Source organism: Actinomycetota bacterium (genome assembly GCA_030018275.1).
In the GTDB taxonomy this organism is placed as follows: Bacteria; Actinomycetota; Aquicultoria; order Subteraquimicrobiales; family Subteraquimicrobiaceae; genus Subteraquimicrobium.
In genome coordinates this window covers 60584-81967 of the sequence record JASEGB010000006.1, presented here as the reverse complement: position 1 = coordinate 81967, position 21384 = coordinate 60584, and the positions used below count along the sequence as shown (strand labels likewise).

Below are 21384 nucleotides of genomic sequence, written 5' to 3'. Positions count from 1 at the left end.
ACGGTGAACCTAATGTTTTGAAAATTTGGATTTTGAATTTGTTTAGGATTTCGAATTTAGGATTTGGGCTTAAGGTTTCAAACTACTTTCTGAAATTATACAGGGTATATACAGTATTTATTTTTATCAACGGAGTGATTATAGTGTTATCATTGAAACATAGAATTTGAACACCAAAGTAGAAACAGACCTTTAGGTCTGTAACCTTTCTCGAAAAGGCCGGATTTGCTGGGAGAGCCAGGAAATGAAGAAAGTATTCGGAGGACGATACGAGATCATCGAGAAGATTGGCAGCGGCGGGATGGCCGATGTGTACAAGGCTTATGATGGGGTACTCCACCGCACCGTTGCCTTAAAAGTCCTACACCCCCAATTCGCTCAGGAAGAAAACTTCGTGGCTCGCTTTCGAAGGGAAGCGCAAGCGGCGGCGGGTCTGAATCATCCCAACATCGTCAATGTCCATGATTGGGGAAGCGAAGACGGTACCTACTTCATCGTCATGGAGTACCTTGAGGGAAGGAGTCTCAAACAGATAATCACAGATAGAGGAGCTCTTCCCTTCGATATTGCCGTCGACATCGCCCGCCAGGTCTGCTCAGCACTCCGATTTGCCCACAAACACGATATAATCCACAGGGATATAAAGCCTCACAACATCATCATTACAACCGAGGGAGAGGTCAAGGTGACCGATTTTGGGATCGCTCGGGCGGGAACCTCCACCATGACTCAAACCGGAACCATCCTGGGAACAGCGCATTATATCTCCCCAGAGCAAGCGCATGGTGCCCCGGCCACCATAGCTTCAGATATCTACTCCCTTGGGATAGTTTTATTTGAGATGCTCACGGGCAGTGTCCCCTTCGAGGGAGAAAGCCCAGTTGCCATCGCCTTAAAACATACCCACGAGTCGCCACCCTCCCCCCGAAGTATAAATTCCGATATTCCCGAGTCCCTCGAAGCCGTGGTATTGAAAGCGTTATCGAAACATCCCAGCGATCGCTACCAGTCCGCTCAGGAGATGCGAGAGGATTTGGCGCGATGTGCCCAGGGTTTGCCGGTCAAGGCAACCGTTACCTCATCTGAAGGGGAGACCATAGTGCTGCCCCGTCCCGTCTCTCCTCCCGTGGAAAAAGAAGTGCGTAGGAGGAGATGGATCGCCTGGGCTGTCTGGATATTGGCCATATTATTGGCATTTTCCCTCGCTGCAGCCTGGGGTTTTTATGCCCTTGCGCCCAGGATCCCCGTTCCAGATCTGGAGGGCAAAACCATCTCCCAGGCCAAACAAATATTGACGAGGGAGGGTCTCAAGTTGAAGGTCGCGGAGTGGAGGTATAGCGATACCATAGCTAACGGAGGCATAATCGATCAGTATCCCCGTCCCGGTCGGAAAGTAAGGGAGGGGGAGACCATTAAGGTAATCGCGAGCAAAGGTAAAAGACTAATCTCCGTGCCCGAAGTAGTGGGGCGCACGGAGGCTCAGGCAACCTATCTTCTGGCAAAAGCGGGTTTGGAAGTTGGCAAAATCCAGAGAAGACACCATAACAAGATACCCGAAGATAAGGTCATCGATCAGGACCCCAAGGGAGATAAAAAGGTGACCAAGGGCACGAAGGTAAACCTGGTGGTGAGTCTGGGGATAGAAGAAGTCGAAGTCCCCGATGTGATAAATAGAACACAGGAGGAAGCCGCTGTACTTATAAGTCAGGCAAAATTGAAAATGACAAAGACCGAAGAATCGAGCGATGAGGTTGAAAGGGGGAGAATAATAAGACAATCGCCCCAGCCCGGAAGCGAGGTCAAAAGGGGATCGGTAGTCAAAGTGGTGGTGAGCACCGGCCCGATGATGGTTACCGTTCCCGATGTGGTGGGAAAGGATGAAAGCATCGCTGAAAGCGAGTTGGAAAACCTCGGTTTTATAGTCCTGGTCAAAGAAGGCGTCTCCAGCCCAGAGGGTTGGGGTAAGGTGGTAGCTCAAAGTCCGAAAGGTGGTGAGCGGGCGAGAAAGAGATCGACGGTCACCATCTGGGTAGGAGAGGAACCATAGGGATAATTACTCCCAATAGTCGTTATGGTCTATGTCCCCATCCTCTCGCCAGTCTATGATATGCATGCATTCATGCTGAATTATATCAGAAAGTGAAGCATGGTGGTTTGGATCGACCCAAATCTCTCCCCTTTTATACCAGCAACATCCCTGCCAACCATTGGGGCAGGGTCGGATGTGCACCGTCGAACCTTGCAAAATGGGATATTTTGCGATTAACGAAGCAAGAATGCGATTCGCTTGAGCCTGTTTCATTGCGATGGGATCGGTGACTGTACTTTGAACTGTTCGCGCACTTGCCTTTTGTCCCGAAGCTTTGGGCCCCGTCTTCCCGATAATTTTGCTCGAAGTTTTGGTAATTTCCCGCTCTTTCGCTTCTTCCGCCGTTCGTGCCTCTTCCGCCCTTCTTGCCTCTTCTGCCCTTCGGGCCTCTTCAGCTTTTCTCGCCAGATATCTCTCCACCGCCAATTCCATATCGGTTTTATAGTTTCTTTCCCTGGGAGGCTCGAAGAATGAATTTACGAGCGGATTTTGAGATGGAGAGTCGAATTTTGATTCCAGATGCTGCCCGGGGTTGGCCAGGGCAAGACTCATCCCGGTTAAAAGAACGAGTGTTAAGAACAAGGTGAACGGTCTACTCTTTCTCAGTTTCCCCATTTTTGCACCTGGGGGCGAAAAATCGTCCCCTTCAATCTCATCGACAGATGGGGCAAAAGCTTTAGGAGCAACGGGATCGATGCCCAAAATTTTGGAGCGGATTGGAAAGGCCAAATGATTTATAATGAAGAGGGCATAAAAGCTAGCTTTCAGAGGTGATTGGAGTGACCATCCTCAAATTCTATGGTGGAATTGGCGAGGTCGGGGGAAATAAAATTTTGCTCAAGGATCAAGACACGGAGATATTCTTAGACTTCGGAAAGAATTTTGAACGGGAAAGGCAATATTATGACGCACCTTACTTGGAGCCCAGGGAGGAAAAGCACCTTTTAGCCCTGGGGATTTTGCCATCCATTGAAGGTCTGTACAAAAACGATGAAGGGATGAGAGATACCGCCGGGATTCTCCTCTCCCATCCCCACATTGACCACATGGACTACACCCGATACATAAAAGACGAGATTCCCATTTATTGCGGAGAGACCACAAAGACCATCATCGTGACCAGGGAATTCACTAGTCGGACGGGGTCGAGTAATTATTGCATCGCCAATCTCACCGCGCAACGAGGAGAGGAGATTTTCAAGAAATTTGAGACCTTCAGAACCGGGGACATCGTAAATATAGGTTCCATCGAAATTGAGCCAATTCACGTCGATCACTCCGTGCCGGGTGCCTATGGCTTCATAATCCGAACCAGTGGAGGCACCATCGTGTATACCGGCGATTTTCGACTTCACGGCACGAGAGCTGATATGAGCTTCGAGTTCATAGAAAAGGCAAAGGTTTCAAAAGCCGATGCCTTGATCATCGAGGGAACCAATGTGGGTGAGGGGAAAGTTTCCTCCGAGGAAGAAGTAAAGGATAAAACCGCAGGAATAGTAGCCCAGACGAAGGCCCTGGTCATAGCAAGTTTTTCTCCTGTGGATATCGATAGATTGAGAACCTTTTACGAGGTTGCGAAGGCAAATGGGAGAAAGCTCGCCCTGTCCACAAAACAGGCATATCTCATCGAAGCCCTAAAGCACGACAGGGGTTTATCCATCTTCAATCTACACGATCCCGATATCCTCATCTTCGCCAGACAGAAAAAGAGTCCACGATTCTGGGAGAAAAGACTCCTGGAAACCTATTCAAGCGTGGTTGAAAGTGCGGATTTAAGCCAAGCTCAGGATGAAATAGTCCTCTCGGCGACCTTTTACGATATGAACGAGATGTGCGACATCCAGCCGGAGTCGGGAACCATTTTTATCCTCTCTCAGAGCGAACCCTTCAATGAGGAAATGGAGATCGATTTCAAAAAGCTCTTGAATTGGATGGAATACTACGGAATCCCCCTGTACAACATCCATGCTTCAGGGCACGCTGCACCTCTCGAGCTCAAGGAGACGATATCCCAAATAGCTCCGAAGAAGGTCTATCTCATCCACACCGAAAGACCGAAGCTTTATCAGCAGTTCATAAGGGATCTGAACATTAAGACCTTGTGCCCCGAACCCGCCCAAGAATACCAAATTTAACCAAAAATTAAGAGGAGCCCAGCAATTCTGGACTCATCTTGGAAAATAACTGTTATTATCTTATTGGTGGAGATGGCGGGACTTGAACCCGCGACCTCCTCCACGCCAAGGAGGCGCTCTCCCTCTGAGCTACATCCCCAAATATATATTGCAGCATAAATTATATAAACGACCTCGAATAAAGTCAAATTGGGGTCCATGTGATTTCCCAGCGGAATGTAGTCTGATAAAATTGTGGAGTGGCCCGAATCATCACCCCCGACTAGCCTTGTGGCTGCGAAGTAAAAATTGGAATTAAGATGTATTATTAACAAGATGGGTTAACACCATGGTCGGGGTGAAGTGCTCCGAAAATACCCCGAAGAACGCTGTCGCGTCTACGGGGCAGGCGCGGTTACGGCCGTTTACCCCGTTGGCGAGTGAAACGAGTCCTTCGGGGCCGTTCGGGTCTCGCCTCGCTACAAAAGTGTGAGTATGTTTTAAAGTTTTCATGAGCGAGGCTCCGACACTTTCTTAACACTTACCCCTCCCTTAAATATATGTGTAAACCAAACTCGTTAATAGTCCAATTAAGGATTTATCATGGCTGGTAAATTAGGGTATCAAGGTCTGACCCCAATTTGATATCGGAGTTGTGGATGTGGAAACTATGGAGCAAATCTTCACCGTGGTCATTTACGAGTAAGCCGCTCAGCTCTAGTCCTTCGCCTCGCGCTTTGCTCCCCACATTCCCAATCCCTTGCTAATCACTATCAACATAATTACTATCATGCCCAAGAGGAAAATATCTGAGAAGGATAATAACCATCCGGTGGGGGTGGCTTCATGTTCTCCCCCGTGTTCAGCTGTTCCATGTCCCGCTGTTTCGTGTTCTTCTGCTCCCTGTTCTCCGGCTTCTGGTTGTCCATGTGCCTCCTTTTTGTGTGTTTCCTCATGTTCTTCATGTGCTTCTTTTGCTTCCGGTTCATGTGTTGTTCCGGGTCCACCCTCCGTAGCACTGGCAAGAACATGTTCACGTGTGACAGCATCGATTTGCGTCTGAGCCAGCGCCCATGAGGTCGCAGCATAAATCATCACCGCGATAAGAACGATGACTAAAAAGGTATTCCTGGAGCCCATTTCTTTATTTCCTCCCTTTCAGTTTCCCTTCTAAAAAATTATAACATAACTTTCTCCGGCTCTTTTACCCAAAACCTACAAAATATACCATTCAAGCTGGGATAAAAATCGGACGATATTACCTCTAGAATACACCATCTGAAGGAGGTTAATCTTTCTCGGTGATGAAAAACTCACCATAGAATGCAACGTGTATGGAAATCCGCTTGAAAATCGGGAAACGCTGGTCTAAAGCGACTCATTCAAACGGCTTTAGAATAAATGGGGGAGGTAAAATGAAGAAATTTCTGATCATGGTCTTCATTTTGGTCATCTTTGTTGGAGTCGGAGTGGCCTGCTATTCCCCCAAAGAAGGACCCAAAGGGCCACTAAAAATACAATAAAGTAGGTCGAAACCGAAGTGGCTAGTTGGGTTCCTTCGAATTTTATTCCAGGCTTAAATCCTTCAATAAAATGGCTTGAGGCAAATCCTGAATCTTTGTAAAAAACTTGCCATCGGCTGTAATGAGTAAGCACCCTTTCTTTTGCGCTAAAGCAATATAAGAAGCATCGTAAATAGTGGTGTCTTTATTATAAGCTAATTTAATCGCTCTCTTGAGTAAATCCTCATCTGGCTTTATTAACTCAAGTTCCATCTTTAGTAGACTCAAAAGAGCGAGATTCGTATCATCCTGTTCAAAATTGGGATTATACCTTAAAGCATTTATTATCTCATAAACCAGAATATCCGGGGCGATGAGCAAGCATTCTTTCCAGAGATGAAGTTCCTGCAGTTTAAGTGCCTGTTCTATGTCCGCTTCATTTACATGGGAAAACCACTTGATCGCAACCGAGGCATCGATTACATAAAGAGTTGAGGAGGTATACATTAGTGTGCCTCTCTCCACCTTCGAATCTCGGCTACGCCATCCCACTTACCCGCTTTCTTGCGCAAGCGGCTTTGAATCTCCATGGCTTCCCTTATGTTCTGAGTTCGCTTCTTTTCGGCCTGCTTTGTCCTTTGGGATTCCCAGTATGCTTCAACAGCTTTTCTTAAAAACTCGCTTCGGCTTAGATGCTCCTCCTTGGCTGTCCTGTCTATTTTCTTTAAGAAACCAGCGGGTATGGTAATGTTTATCTTCAACATCATTTTTCGCCTCCACACACATTCTATATTTAATCCACACCATAGTCAATACTTAAATCTCTACTTAAGTAAGTATCACATTGTATCCTGTATCCTCTATCCCTATTTTATCCTCGCCATGACCGATCTTACCTTATCGCCCATTCCAACCTTCTTGTCCCTGCGATCGTCGATCTCGATGGTCGTTACCACCCTTTGGATTCCCTTCGTGAATGGTACCTCATGGAGTTCCCTGGCCAGTGTGAAGAGCTCATCCGTTCCCGCCTCGATTATCGTTCCCATATCGGTGAGTTCATACCTTGCCCCTTCTCGATCGAGTACCTTGACCACTTCCGCGATGTAATCACCGATACTTGGGGTCGGCGTCCCGATGGGAATCACACTTATCTGCATCAAAGCCATATCGCTTCCCTCCCAATGAGTTTTTTAAGAAATTTTATCCCAGATATCTTCCTCCTCGCTTCAATTCTTATTTCTTTTTGAGTGGACCAGTTCCGCGGACGGCCTCGGTCGCAGCGAGCAGGAGTGGGAAATGCCTTCGCATCATCTTACGCACCTGCTCCTCGGCCTTCCAGCCAGTCCCGGGAACGAGGAATAGAAGAAGCCGACTTAAAAAAGCACCTTCCACAAATAAGCGGTGAATTTGTGGCGGCTCACCTTTCAAAAGCTCGACGAAGAGAGAGGGACAGGCACCGACAATTTTCTCCTCTCGCAGGGCCAATACGGGCTCCTTGAATTCAGCCTCGAAATTCTCGTACCATCCGAGTTGGATCTCCTCCTGAACCTGGGGTATGGTCCTCGCCCAGAGAAGATAGCTCTTCCGACTGAAGAAGCGCAGTGAGACTTGGGGTAGCACCGAACGAAAAACATCCATCTTTCGCAGAATGAGGCGCTTGATCTCCAGTTCGTTCATCTTCTCCCCGCCCTGTAATCTAATTCTAATAACTGATCCAAAAGGATTTCTCGAAAAATATATCGGTAAAAAGTTAACTTCTTATTTATATGATAAAGCTCGGAGGAATCCTGGCTGAAAATTTAATTTGCACAAAAGAAAGGTTTTGCTGGAAGAAACTGGCTTAGGTATGGACCTTAGCCTTCAATTGTTTTCTTGATTTTCTCAATCCTTTTGCTAGACTTATCACTCTTGATTAAGTCGATGAAAGCCTCTATTATGCGTGGATCAAATTGACTACCAGCGTTATTTTTTAGCTCGGTTATAGCTCTCTCAAAGCCTAAAGCCTCTCTGTAAGGACGATCGGCGGTCATAGCCTCAAAAGCATCGGCTACAGCAAGTATCCTAGAGCCTAAGGGAATGTTATCTCCCCTCAGTCCCATGGGATAACCACTTCCATCATAATGTTCGTGGTGCACTATGGAATGCGAGAAGGCTTACTATCAGCGCTTATTTCATCCATAATGCTATCGACAATTTACTGGTTTGATTCCGAAAAACAGCAAGAAGGGCTAGTGAACAAGCAGTGGCGCTCGCCACAGCGTTTAGCCACAGGATTACCCCCATTATTAACCTTTTGTTGTTGATTGGACAAGAGGAAGAAAGGTGGTAAGTTATTGCATTGGCCATTCTTGAATTCGCGAGAATTTGAGAATGATGAGGTACTTAGGGTTTGGATGTTCTTCTTTTGGGGGATTCGTCCCAGTTGAGTTGGGGGGCGTCCTTCCACAACCTCTCCAGTTGATAATAATCCCTCTCTTTCTGGGTGAAGATATGGGCGACAACATCGCCACAGTCCAAAAGTATCCAGTAGGCTTCGCCCTGTCCTTCCACTCCCAAGGGTCTTACCGCTTTCTCATCCAATTTCCTCTGGATGTTTTCGAAGATGGTCTTCACGTGGCGCGTGGTTTTCCCACTACATATGACGAAATAATCCGTGATTATCAGGAGCTTGCCGATGTCTAAAACGATGATATCTTCAGCCTTTTTCTCTGCAGCTGCTCTTGCGATAAGTCTCGCTAACTCCCTGGATTTCAAAGGCATACCCCCGTTAGTCTGTAGTCGGGAATGGGAGCCGGTAAGTCATAATATTAAAAACTGGTTATGGACCATCGACGGGTTGCTGCTTATAATCTTTACCCACGATTATGGCTATATCCGCGAGATCCTGTGGGAGCCTTTTGGATACGATGACTCCGACACCAAGCAAATCCTTTACCCTCTCCGCGGAACTTTTATCCCCTCGATAGATTATTATCTGGGTTTTCTTGAAATCAAAGCTCTCGGCATTCTTGGTCTGAACGACCTTATACCCGTTCTCGATTAACTTCTGAGCCACCTCACCAGCCACCCCTGGCTCTCCGCATCCATTGAGGACTATGACCCTTATCGCTCTCCTTCTCTTCTCCCTTCCAAAGAGTACCTTCACCAAATGTTCTATTTCATCCTTCTGGGGCTCAAAGTAGGTTTCCTGACCAACGGAGATCGGTTTCACAGGAAGGGGAACGATGTTTATCTTGGAGCGTGGGACTTTAGCCAAAATCTTGGACCACCTTGAACACTCCATTTGATTTAAATCGCTCTCCTTCACCCTGTCAAAAGCCTTGTTAAGTCTCCCCGCCTTTACAATTCTCTCAAAATCCAGATGATCCAATTTCAGATAGTGATCAGCGCTTATGCCCAGGAAATTCCCGACCGACGCCGAAAGGATGGGGATTCCAGAGGTCAATGCCTCGGATATCTTTTCAAATCCATGACCCGGGACCTCGACGAAGGTTTCAGGTGGAATAGAAAAACCGCTTATCTTCTTTTCCTTGGGATCGAAGGACATCAATATCAAACCGAGAACCTGCTCCCCAGAATCGGTCTTTTGCGCCCCGATGATCAGAAAGGTGACCCTCACAGGTTTGGGCAAGGGAGAGACCCGAACTTTTTCTTTCCCTCGGAATAAAAGAGATAAAATGGCGGGACCCTTTAGCCAAAAGAGGGCTCCAAAGGAAATCAGAGCGAGAAAGAGGAAAATTCCAAGGACTATCTTAATCCGTCGTCTTCTTCGCCAGCCCCTCAAAAGTCTCTGGCGCGTCCTGTAGCCCATGGATTCCTCGGATTTCCTTCTGCTTCTGTAACCTATGGACATAATGGCCTCTTTGCTAAGATTACGGCTCTTTTGCCTTTCGTCCTCTATAAAATCCGCATTTTTGGATGTACCTGGCTACTCCATCGGGAACAAGGTATTTTATGGGTTTTCCTTCCCTGACCCTTCTGCGGATATCCGTAGAGGAGATGGCCAGGGCGGGAATTTCCATGAAATAGACTTTGGGCTTTTCCCTCTCCTTCTTTCCCTCCGGGATTACGTGTATCTCCTTGAATTTCTCGAGACAATAACCGGGGCGGGTGGCGGCGATGAAGCTACACAGATCGTAAAGTTTCTCCGCATCTTTCCAGGTCAATATCTCCAGGATGGCATCGGCTCCGGTGATGAAGAAGATCTCGGTATCCTCCCCATAAATCGTCCTTAACTCCTTGATGGTATCGATGGTGTAGGAGGGACCCTTCCTCTCGATTTCCATCCTGGACACGGTGAAGCGGGGGTTCGAGGCGGTGGCAATGACCGTCATCAAATATCTCTCCTCCGCGGGAATTATCTCCTCATCCCTCTTGTGGGGAGGCTGACCACAGGGCATGAAAATGATCTCATCCAATTTAAACTGCTCGAGAGCTTCCTGAGCCGTGACCAGATGTCCATGATGGATGGGGTTGAAGGTGCCACCCATAATCCCAATGTGGAGCTTCTTCCCTTTCCCCTTATTCATCCCCCACACCTTTCACGATTCTTTCCAAATTTTCCTTCAAAGATATTGAAATCCTTCCAATAAAACGATTATCTGAAAAATCCGACGAAGGACGAGACTCTACTTCGACCTCTTTCTGATAGTCTTGGCCCCGTTCGAGATAAATCTCACTGTCGCTCAAGAAATTGCCGGGATAAAGGATGCTGTGCATGTATTTTCTGCTCATGCGGATGTAGTTGTCCCCTATCCTTAGATAGTTACGTGCGATTTCTAAATGATTGCCCCCCACTCGTAGCCATTTTACCTCAAATCGGGCATAAAATAGCATCGAAAGCAGAAACAAAGCACCTATGGCCACACCTAGCCACTTTCTATCCATTCATATCTCCTGCGGTTGCTTCGCCTAAATGTCATTTTAATCTTTTCCCATCGAAAGAAAAAGTTCAATGAAATTTAATTCCCACTTTACTAAAATGCCTCGAAGAAAATATACTAGACTGGACAAAATGAAAGAGGATATCCATGTTAAATGAGTCAAACCCGAATAAAAAATCGCAAAAATTGGCTTAGTATTGGTCTTAATCCTGTGTCTGATCACCTCTTGCGGACCTAAGCCCGCCGAGAAAGTAAAACCAGCGATTAAATCGACTTCGTTGCCTTCGGCGCTGAGGAGATGATCGATCGAAATATAGATCATCATCACTATGAATCCCGCCACTTCGTAAATTTCCTCTCCCCACCGAAAGAGGTCAAATTGTGGGAATGATCTCAATAGATATGGTTGGAGTGGGACAAAAGCAAAGGGTTAAGCGATCATAAACCCTTCGAGAAGAAGGGAATTCCTTCCGCAATAGTGGAATGGGGGAAGGATCCATATTATCACACACCAAAGGATACCTTCGACAGGATAAAATCGGAAAATATCGAGATCACGGGGAAAACGCTCTTGGAATTCCTGCTAAATCTGGAGGAAGGCAAACTGTGAACCAATTATTGTCGTACTTGACCAGTACCGTAGACCACGAACTTTGTGGAGGTAAGGGCCTCTAAAGCCATGGGACCCCTGGCGTGTAGCTTTTGAGTGCTAATTCCGATCTCGGCACCCATGCCGAATTGCCCGCCGTCGGTAAATCGGGTGGAGGCATTGACGTAAACGGCAGCGGCATCTATTTCCTCGGTAAATCTCCTGGCGGCATCGTAATTTCTGGTGATGATGGCCTCAGAATGCTTGGTGCCATATTTCTGGATGTGGGCGATGGCTTCATCCAAGGAGTCCACGATCTTCACCGCGAGCTTCAGATCGAGGTACTCGGTGTGCCAATCCTCCTCGCTTGCCGCTTCCACGTCTCGGCACAGGGACTGCGTTTTAGGACAGCCATAGATAATGACTTCTCGACCTCGCAGCTCGTCGACAATTTTAGGTAGAAATTCTTCGGCTACATCCTTGTGTACCAAGAGGGTTTCCGCAGCATTGCAAACGCCTGGACGCTGACACTTGGCATTTATTACTATCTTCATGGCCATGGATAAATCGGCATCGGCATCCACGTAGATGTGGCAATTTCCCACGCCGGTTTCGATCACGGGAACGGTTGCCGTCTCGATAACCGTCCGGATGAGGGAGGCTCCACCCCTGGGAATCAACACATCCACATATTCATTGAGCTTCATGAGCTCGGTTGCCGCCTCCCGAGCGGTTGTGGATACTGATTGGATGGAATTTTCGGGCAATCCCGCAGAGGTGGAAGCGTCGGATATGATCCTCGTCAAAGCCAGATTGGAATTTATGGCCAGAGAACCGCCCCTTAAGATGACCGCATTGCCCGTTTTAATGCACAAACCCGCGGCATCCACGGTGACGTTTGGACGAGCTTCGTAGATCATGGCCACGACACCAAGTGGTACCCTAACTTGCGTTATCAAAAGACCATTGGGGACGCGCCAGCCTCGAACTATCTCTCCCACAGGATCCTTTAGCGCGGCGACATCTCTTAAGCCCTGAGCCATCTCCTCTATTCGGGATGTATTCAAAAGAAGACGATCCATCAAAGCGGAGCTGATTTTCTTCTCCTTCCCAACCTCGATATCCTTTTGGTTGGCTTCCAGAATTTTTGAGCTCTCTTTGAGTAAAGCATCAGCCATTGCGTGCAGTGCCCCATTTTTTACCTCTGTGGAAATGGAGGCGAGCTTGAAGGCGGCTTCCTTCGCCTTCTCGCCCAGTTCCTGAACCTCACTCATTAGTTAACCTCCTTACCAGTCGGGAGTTTATTAGTTGGGAGTTAGGAGTTTATGAATTTTACTACCAACTCCAAACTCCTTACTCCGAACTATTTGAGGATGACGAGGCAGTCTCGGTGGACTACCTCCTCGCTGGCATCAGGTAGTATCGCCGAGACCTCTTTGCTCTTTAGTCCTTTTATTCGATTGAGCTCCTGTAGGCTAAAATTGGTCAAACCCTTAGCGAAGACGGTTCCCTCTTTATCCACGATGTTTACAGCGTCTCCCACGCCGAAATCCCCGTCACATTTTGTGATACCGGCGGGGAGAAGGCTTTTACCCCTTTTGAGCAGGGCATCCTTCGCTCCCTCATCCACCATCACCGTGCCCCTGGCTATCCTGCCGAATGCTATCCAGAGCTTGCGGCTCTCGACCTTTTTCTTTCCCGGGACGAAGAATGTTCCCACGGGTTTATAATCCATGATATCCAGGAGCACGCGGGGTCTTTTGCCATGAGCGATTATCATTCCGCTTTGAGCGAAGGTCACTATCTTGGCTGCCTGGATTTTGGTGACCATTCCCCCGGAGCCAAACCTCGTTCCCGCTCCACCAGCAAGAGCTTCTACTTCGGGGGTGATTTCCTCAACCTCCTGCAAGAGCTTGGCCTCCGTTGTCTTATGGGGATCCCTCGTATATAGACCTTCAGTATCGGTGAGAGCTATCAGCAGATCGGCCTCGACCAAATTGGAGACGAGAGCCGCCAAGGTATCGTTATCTCCGAATTTAATCTCATCCACGGCGGTGGTGTCGTTCTCATTGATGATGGGAATGGTCTCCAGCTCCAGGAGTTTTTGCAGAGTATTTCGGGCATTAAGATAATGACGACGCTGGGTGGTATCGTACTGGGTTAAAAGGACCTGCCCCACCTTTATCCCATGTTTATCGAATAGATTGGTATATTGCTGAAGCAGGAGACCCTGCCCCACTGAAGCCGCCGCCTGGAGCTCGGGGATGGTTGTTGGTCGTGCGTCCAGACCCAAACCCTCAACGCCGGCGGCAATGGCACCGGAGGAAACCAGAAGAAGCTCATATCCCCTTTTCTTCAATTCCGCCATCTGGTCGACGAGATTCGATAGCTGAATGAAATCGAGTCTTCCCGATGGCGTGGTTATTACACTGGTCCCGACCTTGACCACGATCCTGTGAACCCTACGGAAGGTAATCATTCCTTTTCATGGTATCCACCTCATTTAGATTTGATTAGCTCCGTGGCTCAGAAGCTGAGTGTTGAATTTTTCATTAAAAAGTGTTGCTTTCCCACTAATTTATATGTTAGGAGGGACGGAAGTCAAACACCATGGAGCCGATCTTTATGGCATCGCCTTCCTTCGCCCCCGCCTTTTTGAGTGCATCCTCCAACCCGATTTCCCTGAATCTTTGCTGCAGATAAGCGACTGCTTCTTCGTTATCGAAATCGGTCATGGCCACCTGTCGCTCTATGGCCTTCCCCCTCACCAGGAAGACTCCTTCCTCCCTTGAGATCAAGAGTTCCCTTTCATCCTCTTGGAAACTCAAAACCCTATGTACAGCTGCTTTTCTTCGACGCTTGGTTCGTTTCACTTCTTCAAGCTTCTCGGCGATTGCATATAGCAGCTCCTTTATCCCTTCTCCAGTGGCGGCTGAGATGGGAAAGAATTGATATTTCTCCTTAAAATATTGGATGGCGCGGGGTAAATTTCCTTTAGCGGATGGAAGATCGAGTTTGTTTCCGGTGACTATTTGTGGACGCTTCGCGAGAGATGGCTTGTATAGTTTAAGCTCCCTTTGAACGGTTTCAAAATCCGAAATGGGATCCCTCCCCTCGATTCCCGAGAGGTCGAGAACGTGGACGAGGATTGCACTCCTGTCGATGTGCCTCAAAAATGCATGACCGAGTCCGGCACCTTTATGTGCCCCTTCAATCAATCCAGGAATGTCGGCCACAACGAAGTCCCTTCCATCGGATAAACTGACGACTCCCAGATGGGGAACCCGTGTGGTGAATGGATAGTCCGCTACCTTTGGTTTTGCAGCGGATACCCTGCCGATGATGGTGGATTTGCCCACATTGGGATAGCCAATTAACCCCACGTCAGCGAGGAGTTTTAGCTCCAAGGAAATCCAGCGTTCTCCCCCCGGTTCCCCCTTCTCGGCAAAGGATGGAGCTTGTCTTACAGAGGTTACAAATCTGGCATTGCCCCGTCCTCCCTGACCGCCCCTGGCGATGATGAACTCCTCTCCATCTTCAACCAGGTCACAAAGGACTTTCCCTTCTTCATCCTTGATCATTGTGCCTGGGGGAACCCTTAAGATTAAATCCTTCCCGCTTCGGCCATGTTTATTACTTCCTCGACCATGCCTTCCGTCCTCGGCTTTAAAATAGTGCTGGTAGTGGAAATCCATGAGCGTGCGCAGGGATCTGACGACTCTTAAAATGACATCGCCACCCCGGCCCCCATCGCCACCATCGGGACCGCCTTTGGGAGCAAACTTTTCCCTCCTGAAACTCACGCAACCATTTCCACCCTTACCACCTTTGACGAAAATTCGAGCTTCGTCGATGAAGGTCGCCACGCCTTTGAATGCCCCCTATTTTTCAGCATAAAAAATAACGACCCAGGTTATAAGAAATCAGAATGACCTTATAAAGAACCGATGGTCATACCCTGGGTCAATTCGAGATTCGTTTCTAGGCTTAAGCCTGCGCGAGCACGCTTACCTTACGCGAGTTATTGCGAGATTCGTACATCACATAGCCATCGATCAAAGCGAAAAGCGTATAATCGCGCCCAAGCCCTACATTGAGACCGGGTTTTATCCTCGTACCTCGCTGGCGAACGAGGATGCTCCCCGCCGTCACGAACTGACCACCATAACGCTTAACTCCCAAGCGCTTGGATCGACTATCTCTTCCATTTCTGGAACTTCCCATTCCCTTTTTATGAGCCATTTTATCAACCTCCGGATAGTTGGGAGTTTGTTAGCTGGGGACCTTTATATCATCTATCCTCACTTTGGTTAGGATTTGTCTGTGTCCCCTCATCCGCTTATATCCCTTCTTCGGTTCATATTTGAATACGATTATCTTTTCGCCCTTTAACTGCTCGACGATAGTGCCCTTCACCTTTACCTTGGAAAGCACCTCTTTTTGATGAATCTTTTGATCGCCATGGCTTAAGAAAATTATCTTATCGAACTTTACCTTATCACCGGGCTTGCCCTCTATTTTCTCGATGAGAACTTCTTCTCCCTTCCGAACCTTATATTGTTTGCCCCCAGATTCAATAATAGCATACGGCATGCAATAATTCCTCCCTTAACCAGCACTCTATCCTAACAAAGAAGGACTTTAGTTGTCAATTTACATAAATTATAGGTGGGTCATAAAACGCATAAACTTGCTGCTCAGGGCCTTGCAAAAGCGAGTGTGGGCTGTAAAAATTTAACTCAGCTGGGTTTTAGAACTTTCGTTTAATCTCAGGTGAGGTGAAGGATGGCATATTCCTTGCACAGCTCTTTATAGGCACGCTTTATCTTTCTGTGGGAACCCTCGCTCACGAGTTCATAGCCCTCCGGTGAGTACGTGGGGTCGCCATAAAGGTAAACATCTCTTCCCATTCTCTTGCGCAATTTGGCCCTCCTCGCCGCAAGAAAGTTGATCACCCTGGGATGAACTTTAAACAGCAAAGCCTCCGAAGATTTGGCTCGACAAAACCCTTTTATCCCTCGCCAGGCTTCAATTCCCGCCGCGGTATCGGAAAGCATCACACCCGATCCTTCGCAGCTTAAACAGGGAGCACATAAGCTTTCCAATAGTCCCTGCCAGAATTTTTTCCTGGTCATCTCCACTACACCAAATTCCGAAAATTCCCCCACATTAGTCTTTGCCCTATCCATGGCCAGGGCTTCATTTAGGGCTGAAAAAACCTTCTCCCTGTCTTTTTGATCCTCCATGTCGATGAAGTCTATCACTATGATTCCACCGATATCCCTCAAACGAATTTGATCCGCGATCTCTCGAGCCGCCTCAAGATTCGTTTTGAGGATGGTTCGTTGCAAGCTGGTCTTCCCGACATACTTGCCCGTGTTGACGTCGATGGCGGTGAGGGCTTCCGTGGTGTCAATGGTGATATATCCTCCTGACCTTAGCCAAATTCTTCTCCTGAGGGCCTTTCTCAGTTGGGAATCAACGTTGTACTTTTCGAATAGGGGGATGCTTCCCGAATAAAGCTTCACGCGGTCTTTGAGTCCCGGAGAAGTTTCACTTAAGAATGTTTGGATCTTTTTGTATTCCTTGGGAGAATCGATGACCAATTGTATAAAATCGGAAGTGAATATGTCTCTTGCGGCACGCAGTGCGAGTCCCTCTTCCCTGTAGATGGCCTTCGGTGCTTTACTCTTTTCGGCCTGGCGCTGAAGATTTCTCCAAGTCCTAATGAGATACTTGAGATCTGATTTTAACCACTCAAGTCCCACACCTTGAGCGGCCGTTCTGGCGATGAGGCCCATATCATCGGGCTTGATGCCCTCGCAAAGAATTCGCAATCTTTCCCTCTCGTCTTCGGAAAGACGGCGGGATACTCCAACGGAATCCCCGAAGGGAAGGAGGACCAGATGTCTGCCGGGTAAAGCGATCTGAGCGGTTACCCTGGCACCCTTTGTGCCCATGGGTCCCTTGGCAACCTGAACCAATATATCCTGACCCGGTTTTAAAAAGTAATGTATCTTTTGGGGTAAGGAATCCACCTCCTCGGGAAAGACGACTTCCCCTACGCACAAAAAGGCACTTTTCTCCTGGCCGATATCCACAAAGGCTGCATCCATGCCGGGCAATATGCTGCTAACGCGCCCCAGATAGATGTTGCCCATGATGGATGGAGCATCGTTTCGCTCCACGTAAATCTCGGCCAATCTCTCCTTCTCCAAAATGGCTACCCGAGCCTCAAAATCATCCACCGAGATCATTATCTCTTTTAGTTCAGCCATATTATCCCTCCATGACGAGTTGGGAGTTGGTAGTTAGGAGTCGGGAGTGAAAGATTTTACAAGATTTCTTACTTCCAATCAACAACTTCTGTATTAATCGCAGACATTGGTTACACTCTTACATGGTTCACCGTTCACGGTTCACAGTTCACAGTAATTATATCAAGATTAAGCTCATTTTTTGTGCGATGGGGTATCCTGGAGAGTGCATCTTAAGAGAACCGTTAAGCGAGCAAGGCTCGAACAGCGGCGGCAACAGTCCGACCCGGACTTATGGAGGGCGTTGCCCTTAAGAGAGTAGCGAGTAGGCTCGCAGCAGCTAGCACTCGGAGGGATGCCATCGAGCAATATAAGTGTTACCAATGTGCGCAAACATTACAACTACCCACCATATTTGAGGGGATCGATGAATTCATCGCCCACCTTTACATAAAGACCCATTCTCGTAATTTCAATTATTTCAAATGACAAGGATTTTGGAAACCGCTCAAATAGCGCTTTTATGAGATTCTCCGCTCTGATACTCTCCTTGCCCCCGACCTGAAGAGAGAACCTCAGAGTAACCTCGCCATTTTTAACTTCTTTAACCTCAAAATCCAAGAGTGATCGCCGTAAATCCACTGCTCTTTCGCGATCTTTCTTGAAAACCGAAATTCTTCCCCGAGTCAAAAGCCCATCCATGCCATCCTTGAGCTCCTCGCGGGACAGACCGGGATCAACTTTGATCAACGTTTTGTAGCTGGCTACATTGATTATGCTCATCAAAGAGGCAGAATGTAACGGAACATATTTTGCTTCCAAGATACGAATATCATGGGGCAAGGCTTTATTTAAGGAATCAATGATACTCTCAGGATTCAGGTAGTCGGTGAGGAAGAAATCAGAATACTCTGCGCAGCTACTAAAACCAACGGGAAGGGGCGGACCCCAGGAAATCTTGAGTTTGGGGCTAAAGCCCTTGGTTAAAGTGAAGGGGAGGTTTGCTCGCCTCACCGCCCTTTCAAATGCACGTACGGTTTCAAGATGCGAAAGGAATCTTAAAATGCCAGATTTTCGATATTTTACCCTAAATTTATACATTATTTCAAAAGTTATAGTGGTTCACCGGTTCACGGTATAAATAAATTATAGCCTAGACATAATTCACGCTTAATAATTCGATAAGAGTATCCTGGAAGGCGCATCTTAAGAGAACCGTTAAGCGAGCAAGGCTCGAACAGCAGCGGCAACGGCCCACCCGAACTTATGGAGGGCGTTCGCCCTGAGAGAGCCGCAGCCCCGACTTGTCGGGGCAGCAGCTAGCACCTGTAAGGATGGCTCTTAGAGATCACTCTATTTATGTCTAGGGCACAAATAAATTAGTTCCGAGCTTCCGAGCTACAGAGCTATGAGCTTTATGTAGGAGTATTTTTGACCTAAATATAGAAAAGTATTTCCTTTTCACAACGTAAAACCTTTTCTTAAGGAGTCGCCAATCTGCAAACCACCGGATAAACAAGGGGCGTGAGCAAGCTGTTATAAAAGGCAGAGGGAATAACTATGGTCATCAATACCATTAGAAATGGAACCTCATAGCCTAACAAAAAGATGACTACAGCATAAATCAGTTGATTCAATAGCGAAGCCAGGAAGATGGCAGCCATGGGTAAGAAGATGCTTTCGGCGAAGATGGTTCTCTCCACCAAGCCAGCGACGTAGCCCACAATGGTTTTACACAGGGCATGAATCCCCACGATCTGGGTTAAAACCAGATCATGTAACAAGCCTCCAAAAAAACCCGCTACTGAACCTATCGCGGGACCCTCTATGAAGGCGCAAGTGACCACCACGATGAGGATAAAATCCGGTTGAACACCCCTAATATCTATATGCGGAGCAATCGTCGTTTGTAGGATGAACGCGGCCAACAAGACCAAAAAACCCAAAAGATAGGAGGGCATATTTAACCTTCCTCCGTGGGAAAGGACGTTTTTGGTGGAGGACTGGTGATGATTAAAACTTCCTCCAACTTCGAGAAATCCACGGAAGATTTCACCTTGACCTCTTTATATAGCCCATAGGGATTGACCTTAATCTCACTTACTGTGCCCACAAAAATTCCGGGAGGGAAAACGCCTCCCAATCCCGATGTTATAACCGCATCCGCCTTCCTCACCTTGGAATCCTTAGGGATAAAGTTCAGCTTTAGCTCCCCACCTGTCTCGCCCTGTAAGATTCCACGCTCACCCGTGCTCAAGATTTGGCAAGAAACACCGCTTTTGGGATCGGTTATTAGTTGGATTTGTGCGGCATGGGAGGAGACATCGACCACCTGACCCACTAAACCCTCATCGACCACCACGGGCATGTATTTCCTCACTCCATCCGCAGATCCCTTATCCAAAATGATGATCGCCTGCCAACCGGTGGGAGATTTTCCGATGATCCGTGCCGGAAGAACCTCAAAAGTGGTTTTCTCCTTAAACCCAATGAGCCTTCGGAGGCGTTGATTTTCCTTGGCTACCACTTTGAGCGAAATCAAATCCCTCTTGAGTTCCGCCACCTCCCTTTTCAGTCTCTCATTTTCCCGCTTAAGATCGCGAATCTCCGCGAGGAAATGGATGCCATGTCGGAAGGGATCCACCATCCTGGAGACCCCAGCTTGAAGGGGGGCCATGAGACCCACCGTTATCCTCTGAACCCTATGAACCAAGCCTTCCTCGCTTTCCTTAAAGTGAAGGGTAAGGATTACTATGCTCATCATTATTAAAGCCGCGAGAATTATCCGATCACGTCTCCAGCGAAGGTACAAGGATACCCCTCCCTCAAAAATTTAAGTCGCACGACTTTAGGATGCATGTCAAAGGGTCTTAAGACATGCGGCTTGTCCTGCGACGATCTCTATCACCGCTTCAGCGTTGCGAACCGATGAGTACCTTCTTTAATACGTTTATCTCTTCCAGAGCCTTTCCAGATCCGATCACCACGCAGGTAAGAGGATTCTCGGTGATGTGCACGGGCATGCCCGTCTCTTGTCTTAATCTTTCATCCACTCCCCTGAGGAGGGCGCCTCCACCGGTGAGGACTATTCCTCTGTCCATGACATCGCTGGAAAGCTCGGGAGGGGTTTTTTCCAAAGTGCTTTTGATGGCTAAAACTAAGGCACCAATGGGTTCCTCCATAGCCGCTCGAATTTCCTCGGAGGAGAGGATGATATTCTTGGGGAGGCCGGTCAATATATCTCGACCACGGACCTCCACATCCTCCTCTTCGGGAAGCGGATAAGCCGAGCCGATTTCTATCTTGATCTCTTCGGCGGTTCTTTCTCCTATCATCACATTATATTCCCTCTTGACATGGGCGATGATCGTCTCGTCGCACTCGTCGCCGCCCACGCGGATGGACTCGCTGCATACGATCCCTCCCAGAGAGATCACAGCCACTTCGGTGGTCCCCCCGCCGATATCCACGACCATATTCCCCGTGGGGTCCTGTATAGGAAGACCCGCACCGATGGCTGCAGCCATCGGCTCTTCGATCAGATATGCGGCTCTAGCGCCCGCCTGAATGGTCGCTTCAAAAACGGCGCGCTTTTCCACCTCCGTGACCCCGGAGGGCACGCAAACCACCACCTTGGGTCGCACCGCAAACCTGCGCTTATGGACTCTCTGGATGAAATACCGGAGCATGCTTTCGGTCACATCGAAGTCGGCAATGACTCCGTCCTTGAGCGGTCTTATGGCAACGATGTTGCCGGGTGTCCTTCCCAACATCCTCTTTGCTTCCGAGCCCACGGCGAGAATCCTGCCAGCGTCCTTTTCTATGGCCACCACTGAAGGCTCCATGAGAACGAGTCCTCGTCCCTTCACATGAACCTTGGTATTCGCCGTCCCCAGATCAACCGCCATATCCCTTCCGAAAGGACCTATGAGGAAATCAAACATTTCCCT

Annotated in this window: 25 protein-coding genes and 1 tRNA gene; 3 read left to right on the top strand and 23 right to left on the bottom strand. The window is 48.1% G+C overall.

All coding sequences use genetic code 11. The features are described from left to right. Positions 1 to 244: 244 nt before the first annotated feature. Positions 245 to 2047: a Stk1 family PASTA domain-containing Ser/Thr kinase gene (pknB, locus tag QMD66_03850; protein ID MDI6821987.1), complete on the top strand. Its 1803-nt coding sequence runs from the start codon at positions 245 to 247 to the stop codon at positions 2045 to 2047. A 6-nt stretch (positions 2048 to 2053) separates the two neighbouring features. Here the strand turns inward: pknB and QMD66_03845 are convergent, their stop codons facing one another. Continuing rightward, positions 2054 to 2704: a hypothetical protein gene (locus QMD66_03845; GenBank protein MDI6821986.1), complete on the bottom strand. Its 651-nt coding sequence runs from the start codon at positions 2702 to 2704 to the stop codon at positions 2054 to 2056. Between the two features lie 164 nt (positions 2705 to 2868). Here QMD66_03845 and QMD66_03840 point away from each other — a divergent pair, with 164 nt between their 5' ends. Further along, entirely contained in the window at positions 2869 to 4224 is a 1356-nt protein-coding gene (locus tag QMD66_03840; GenBank protein MDI6821985.1) for an MBL fold metallo-hydrolase, read from the top strand. Between the two features lie 64 nt (positions 4225 to 4288). Here QMD66_03840 and QMD66_03835 read toward each other — a convergent pair. From QMD66_03835 to QMD66_03780, 12 genes are all read right to left on the bottom strand, one after another. After that, positions 4289 to 4363: transfer RNA gene (locus QMD66_03835), tRNA-Ala, on the bottom strand. A 557-nt stretch (positions 4364 to 4920) separates the two neighbouring features. Then, a complete protein-coding gene (locus tag QMD66_03830; GenBank protein ID MDI6821984.1) occupies positions 4921 to 5343 on the bottom strand; it encodes a hypothetical protein in 423 nt (140 codons plus the stop codon). Positions 5344 to 5768: 425 nt separating this feature from the next. After that, positions 5769 to 6212 carry a type II toxin-antitoxin system VapC family toxin gene (locus QMD66_03825; protein MDI6821983.1) on the bottom strand — a complete coding sequence of 148 codons (444 nt, stop codon included), beginning with the start codon at positions 6210 to 6212 and terminating at the stop codon, positions 5769 to 5771. After that, complete coding sequence (locus QMD66_03820; GenBank protein MDI6821982.1) at positions 6212 to 6472, bottom strand: type II toxin-antitoxin system HicB family antitoxin; 261 nt, start codon at positions 6470 to 6472, stop codon at positions 6212 to 6214. Before QMD66_03820 ends, QMD66_03825 begins: the two co-directional genes overlap by 1 nt. Before the next feature lie 99 nt (positions 6473 to 6571). Then, a complete protein-coding gene (locus QMD66_03815; protein ID MDI6821981.1) occupies positions 6572 to 6871 on the bottom strand; it encodes an MTH1187 family thiamine-binding protein in 300 nt (99 codons plus the stop codon). 67 nt (positions 6872 to 6938) lie between these two features. Next, positions 6939 to 7382 carry a hypothetical protein gene (locus QMD66_03810; GenBank protein ID MDI6821980.1) on the bottom strand — a complete coding sequence of 148 codons (444 nt, stop codon included), beginning with the start codon at positions 7380 to 7382 and terminating at the stop codon, positions 6939 to 6941. 176 nt (positions 7383 to 7558) lie between these two features. Continuing rightward, a complete protein-coding gene (locus QMD66_03805; GenBank protein ID MDI6821979.1) occupies positions 7559 to 7840 on the bottom strand; it encodes an HD domain-containing phosphohydrolase in 282 nt (93 codons plus the stop codon). A 247-nt stretch (positions 7841 to 8087) separates the two neighbouring features. Then, complete coding sequence (gene rsfS / locus QMD66_03800) at positions 8088 to 8465, bottom strand: ribosome silencing factor (GenBank protein MDI6821978.1); 378 nt, start codon at positions 8463 to 8465, stop codon at positions 8088 to 8090. A gap of 58 nt (positions 8466 to 8523) precedes the next feature. Next, positions 8524 to 9558, bottom strand: coding sequence for an LCP family protein (locus QMD66_03795; protein MDI6821977.1), 1035 nt, complete (start codon positions 9556 to 9558; stop codon positions 8524 to 8526). Positions 9559 to 9577: 19 nt separating this feature from the next. After that, a complete protein-coding gene (nadD, locus tag QMD66_03790; GenBank protein ID MDI6821976.1) occupies positions 9578 to 10234 on the bottom strand; it encodes a nicotinate-nucleotide adenylyltransferase in 657 nt (218 codons plus the stop codon). Beyond that, the gene (locus tag QMD66_03785; protein ID MDI6821975.1) at positions 10227 to 10592 is read right to left on the bottom strand and encodes a hypothetical protein; all 366 of its coding nucleotides are present in this window, start codon (positions 10590 to 10592) and stop codon (positions 10227 to 10229) included. Before QMD66_03785 ends, nadD begins: the two co-directional genes overlap by 8 nt. A gap of 36 nt (positions 10593 to 10628) precedes the next feature. Next, positions 10629 to 10931, bottom strand: a complete 303-nt coding sequence (locus QMD66_03780; GenBank protein ID MDI6821974.1) for a hypothetical protein — start codon at positions 10929 to 10931, stop codon at positions 10629 to 10631. Between the two features lie 63 nt (positions 10932 to 10994). Here QMD66_03780 and QMD66_03775 point away from each other — a divergent pair, with 63 nt between their 5' ends. Next, the gene (locus QMD66_03775; protein MDI6821973.1) at positions 10995 to 11198 is read left to right on the top strand and encodes a M28 family peptidase; all 204 of its coding nucleotides are present in this window, start codon (positions 10995 to 10997) and stop codon (positions 11196 to 11198) included. 5 nt (positions 11199 to 11203) lie between these two features. Here the strand turns inward: QMD66_03775 and QMD66_03770 are convergent, their stop codons facing one another. The 10 genes from QMD66_03770 to QMD66_03725 all read right to left on the bottom strand — a co-directional run bounded on the left by QMD66_03770 (position 11204) and on the right by QMD66_03725 (position 21363). Continuing rightward, positions 11204 to 12451, bottom strand: coding sequence for a glutamate-5-semialdehyde dehydrogenase (locus QMD66_03770; protein MDI6821972.1), 1248 nt, complete (start codon positions 12449 to 12451; stop codon positions 11204 to 11206). Between the two features lie 89 nt (positions 12452 to 12540). Next, positions 12541 to 13656 (bottom strand): glutamate 5-kinase, encoded by a 1116-nt coding sequence (gene proB / locus QMD66_03765; GenBank protein MDI6821971.1) that lies wholly within the window; start codon positions 13654 to 13656, stop codon positions 12541 to 12543. A gap of 106 nt (positions 13657 to 13762) precedes the next feature. Continuing rightward, positions 13763 to 15043, bottom strand: a complete 1281-nt coding sequence (obgE, locus tag QMD66_03760; protein ID MDI6821970.1) for a GTPase ObgE — start codon at positions 15041 to 15043, stop codon at positions 13763 to 13765. A 121-nt stretch (positions 15044 to 15164) separates the two neighbouring features. Further along, complete coding sequence (gene rpmA / locus QMD66_03755) at positions 15165 to 15419, bottom strand: 50S ribosomal protein L27 (protein MDI6821969.1); 255 nt, start codon at positions 15417 to 15419, stop codon at positions 15165 to 15167. Between the two features lie 30 nt (positions 15420 to 15449). Continuing rightward, the gene (gene rplU, locus QMD66_03750) at positions 15450 to 15770 is read right to left on the bottom strand and encodes a 50S ribosomal protein L21 (GenBank protein ID MDI6821968.1); all 321 of its coding nucleotides are present in this window, start codon (positions 15768 to 15770) and stop codon (positions 15450 to 15452) included. Between the two features lie 176 nt (positions 15771 to 15946). Beyond that, positions 15947 to 17455, bottom strand: a complete 1509-nt coding sequence (locus QMD66_03745; GenBank protein MDI6821967.1) for an Rne/Rng family ribonuclease — start codon at positions 17453 to 17455, stop codon at positions 15947 to 15949. A gap of 381 nt (positions 17456 to 17836) precedes the next feature. Beyond that, positions 17837 to 18535, bottom strand: coding sequence for a TIGR03936 family radical SAM-associated protein (locus QMD66_03740; protein MDI6821966.1), 699 nt, complete (start codon positions 18533 to 18535; stop codon positions 17837 to 17839). A 380-nt stretch (positions 18536 to 18915) separates the two neighbouring features. After that, entirely contained in the window at positions 18916 to 19395 is a 480-nt protein-coding gene (gene mreD, locus QMD66_03735) for a rod shape-determining protein MreD (protein MDI6821965.1), read from the bottom strand. A gap of 2 nt (positions 19396 to 19397) precedes the next feature. Continuing rightward, complete coding sequence (mreC, locus tag QMD66_03730; protein MDI6821964.1) at positions 19398 to 20246, bottom strand: rod shape-determining protein MreC; 849 nt, start codon at positions 20244 to 20246, stop codon at positions 19398 to 19400. Between the two features lie 100 nt (positions 20247 to 20346). After that, a complete protein-coding gene (locus QMD66_03725) occupies positions 20347 to 21363 on the bottom strand; it encodes a rod shape-determining protein (GenBank protein MDI6821963.1) in 1017 nt (338 codons plus the stop codon). Positions 21364 to 21384: the final 21 nt, after the last annotated feature.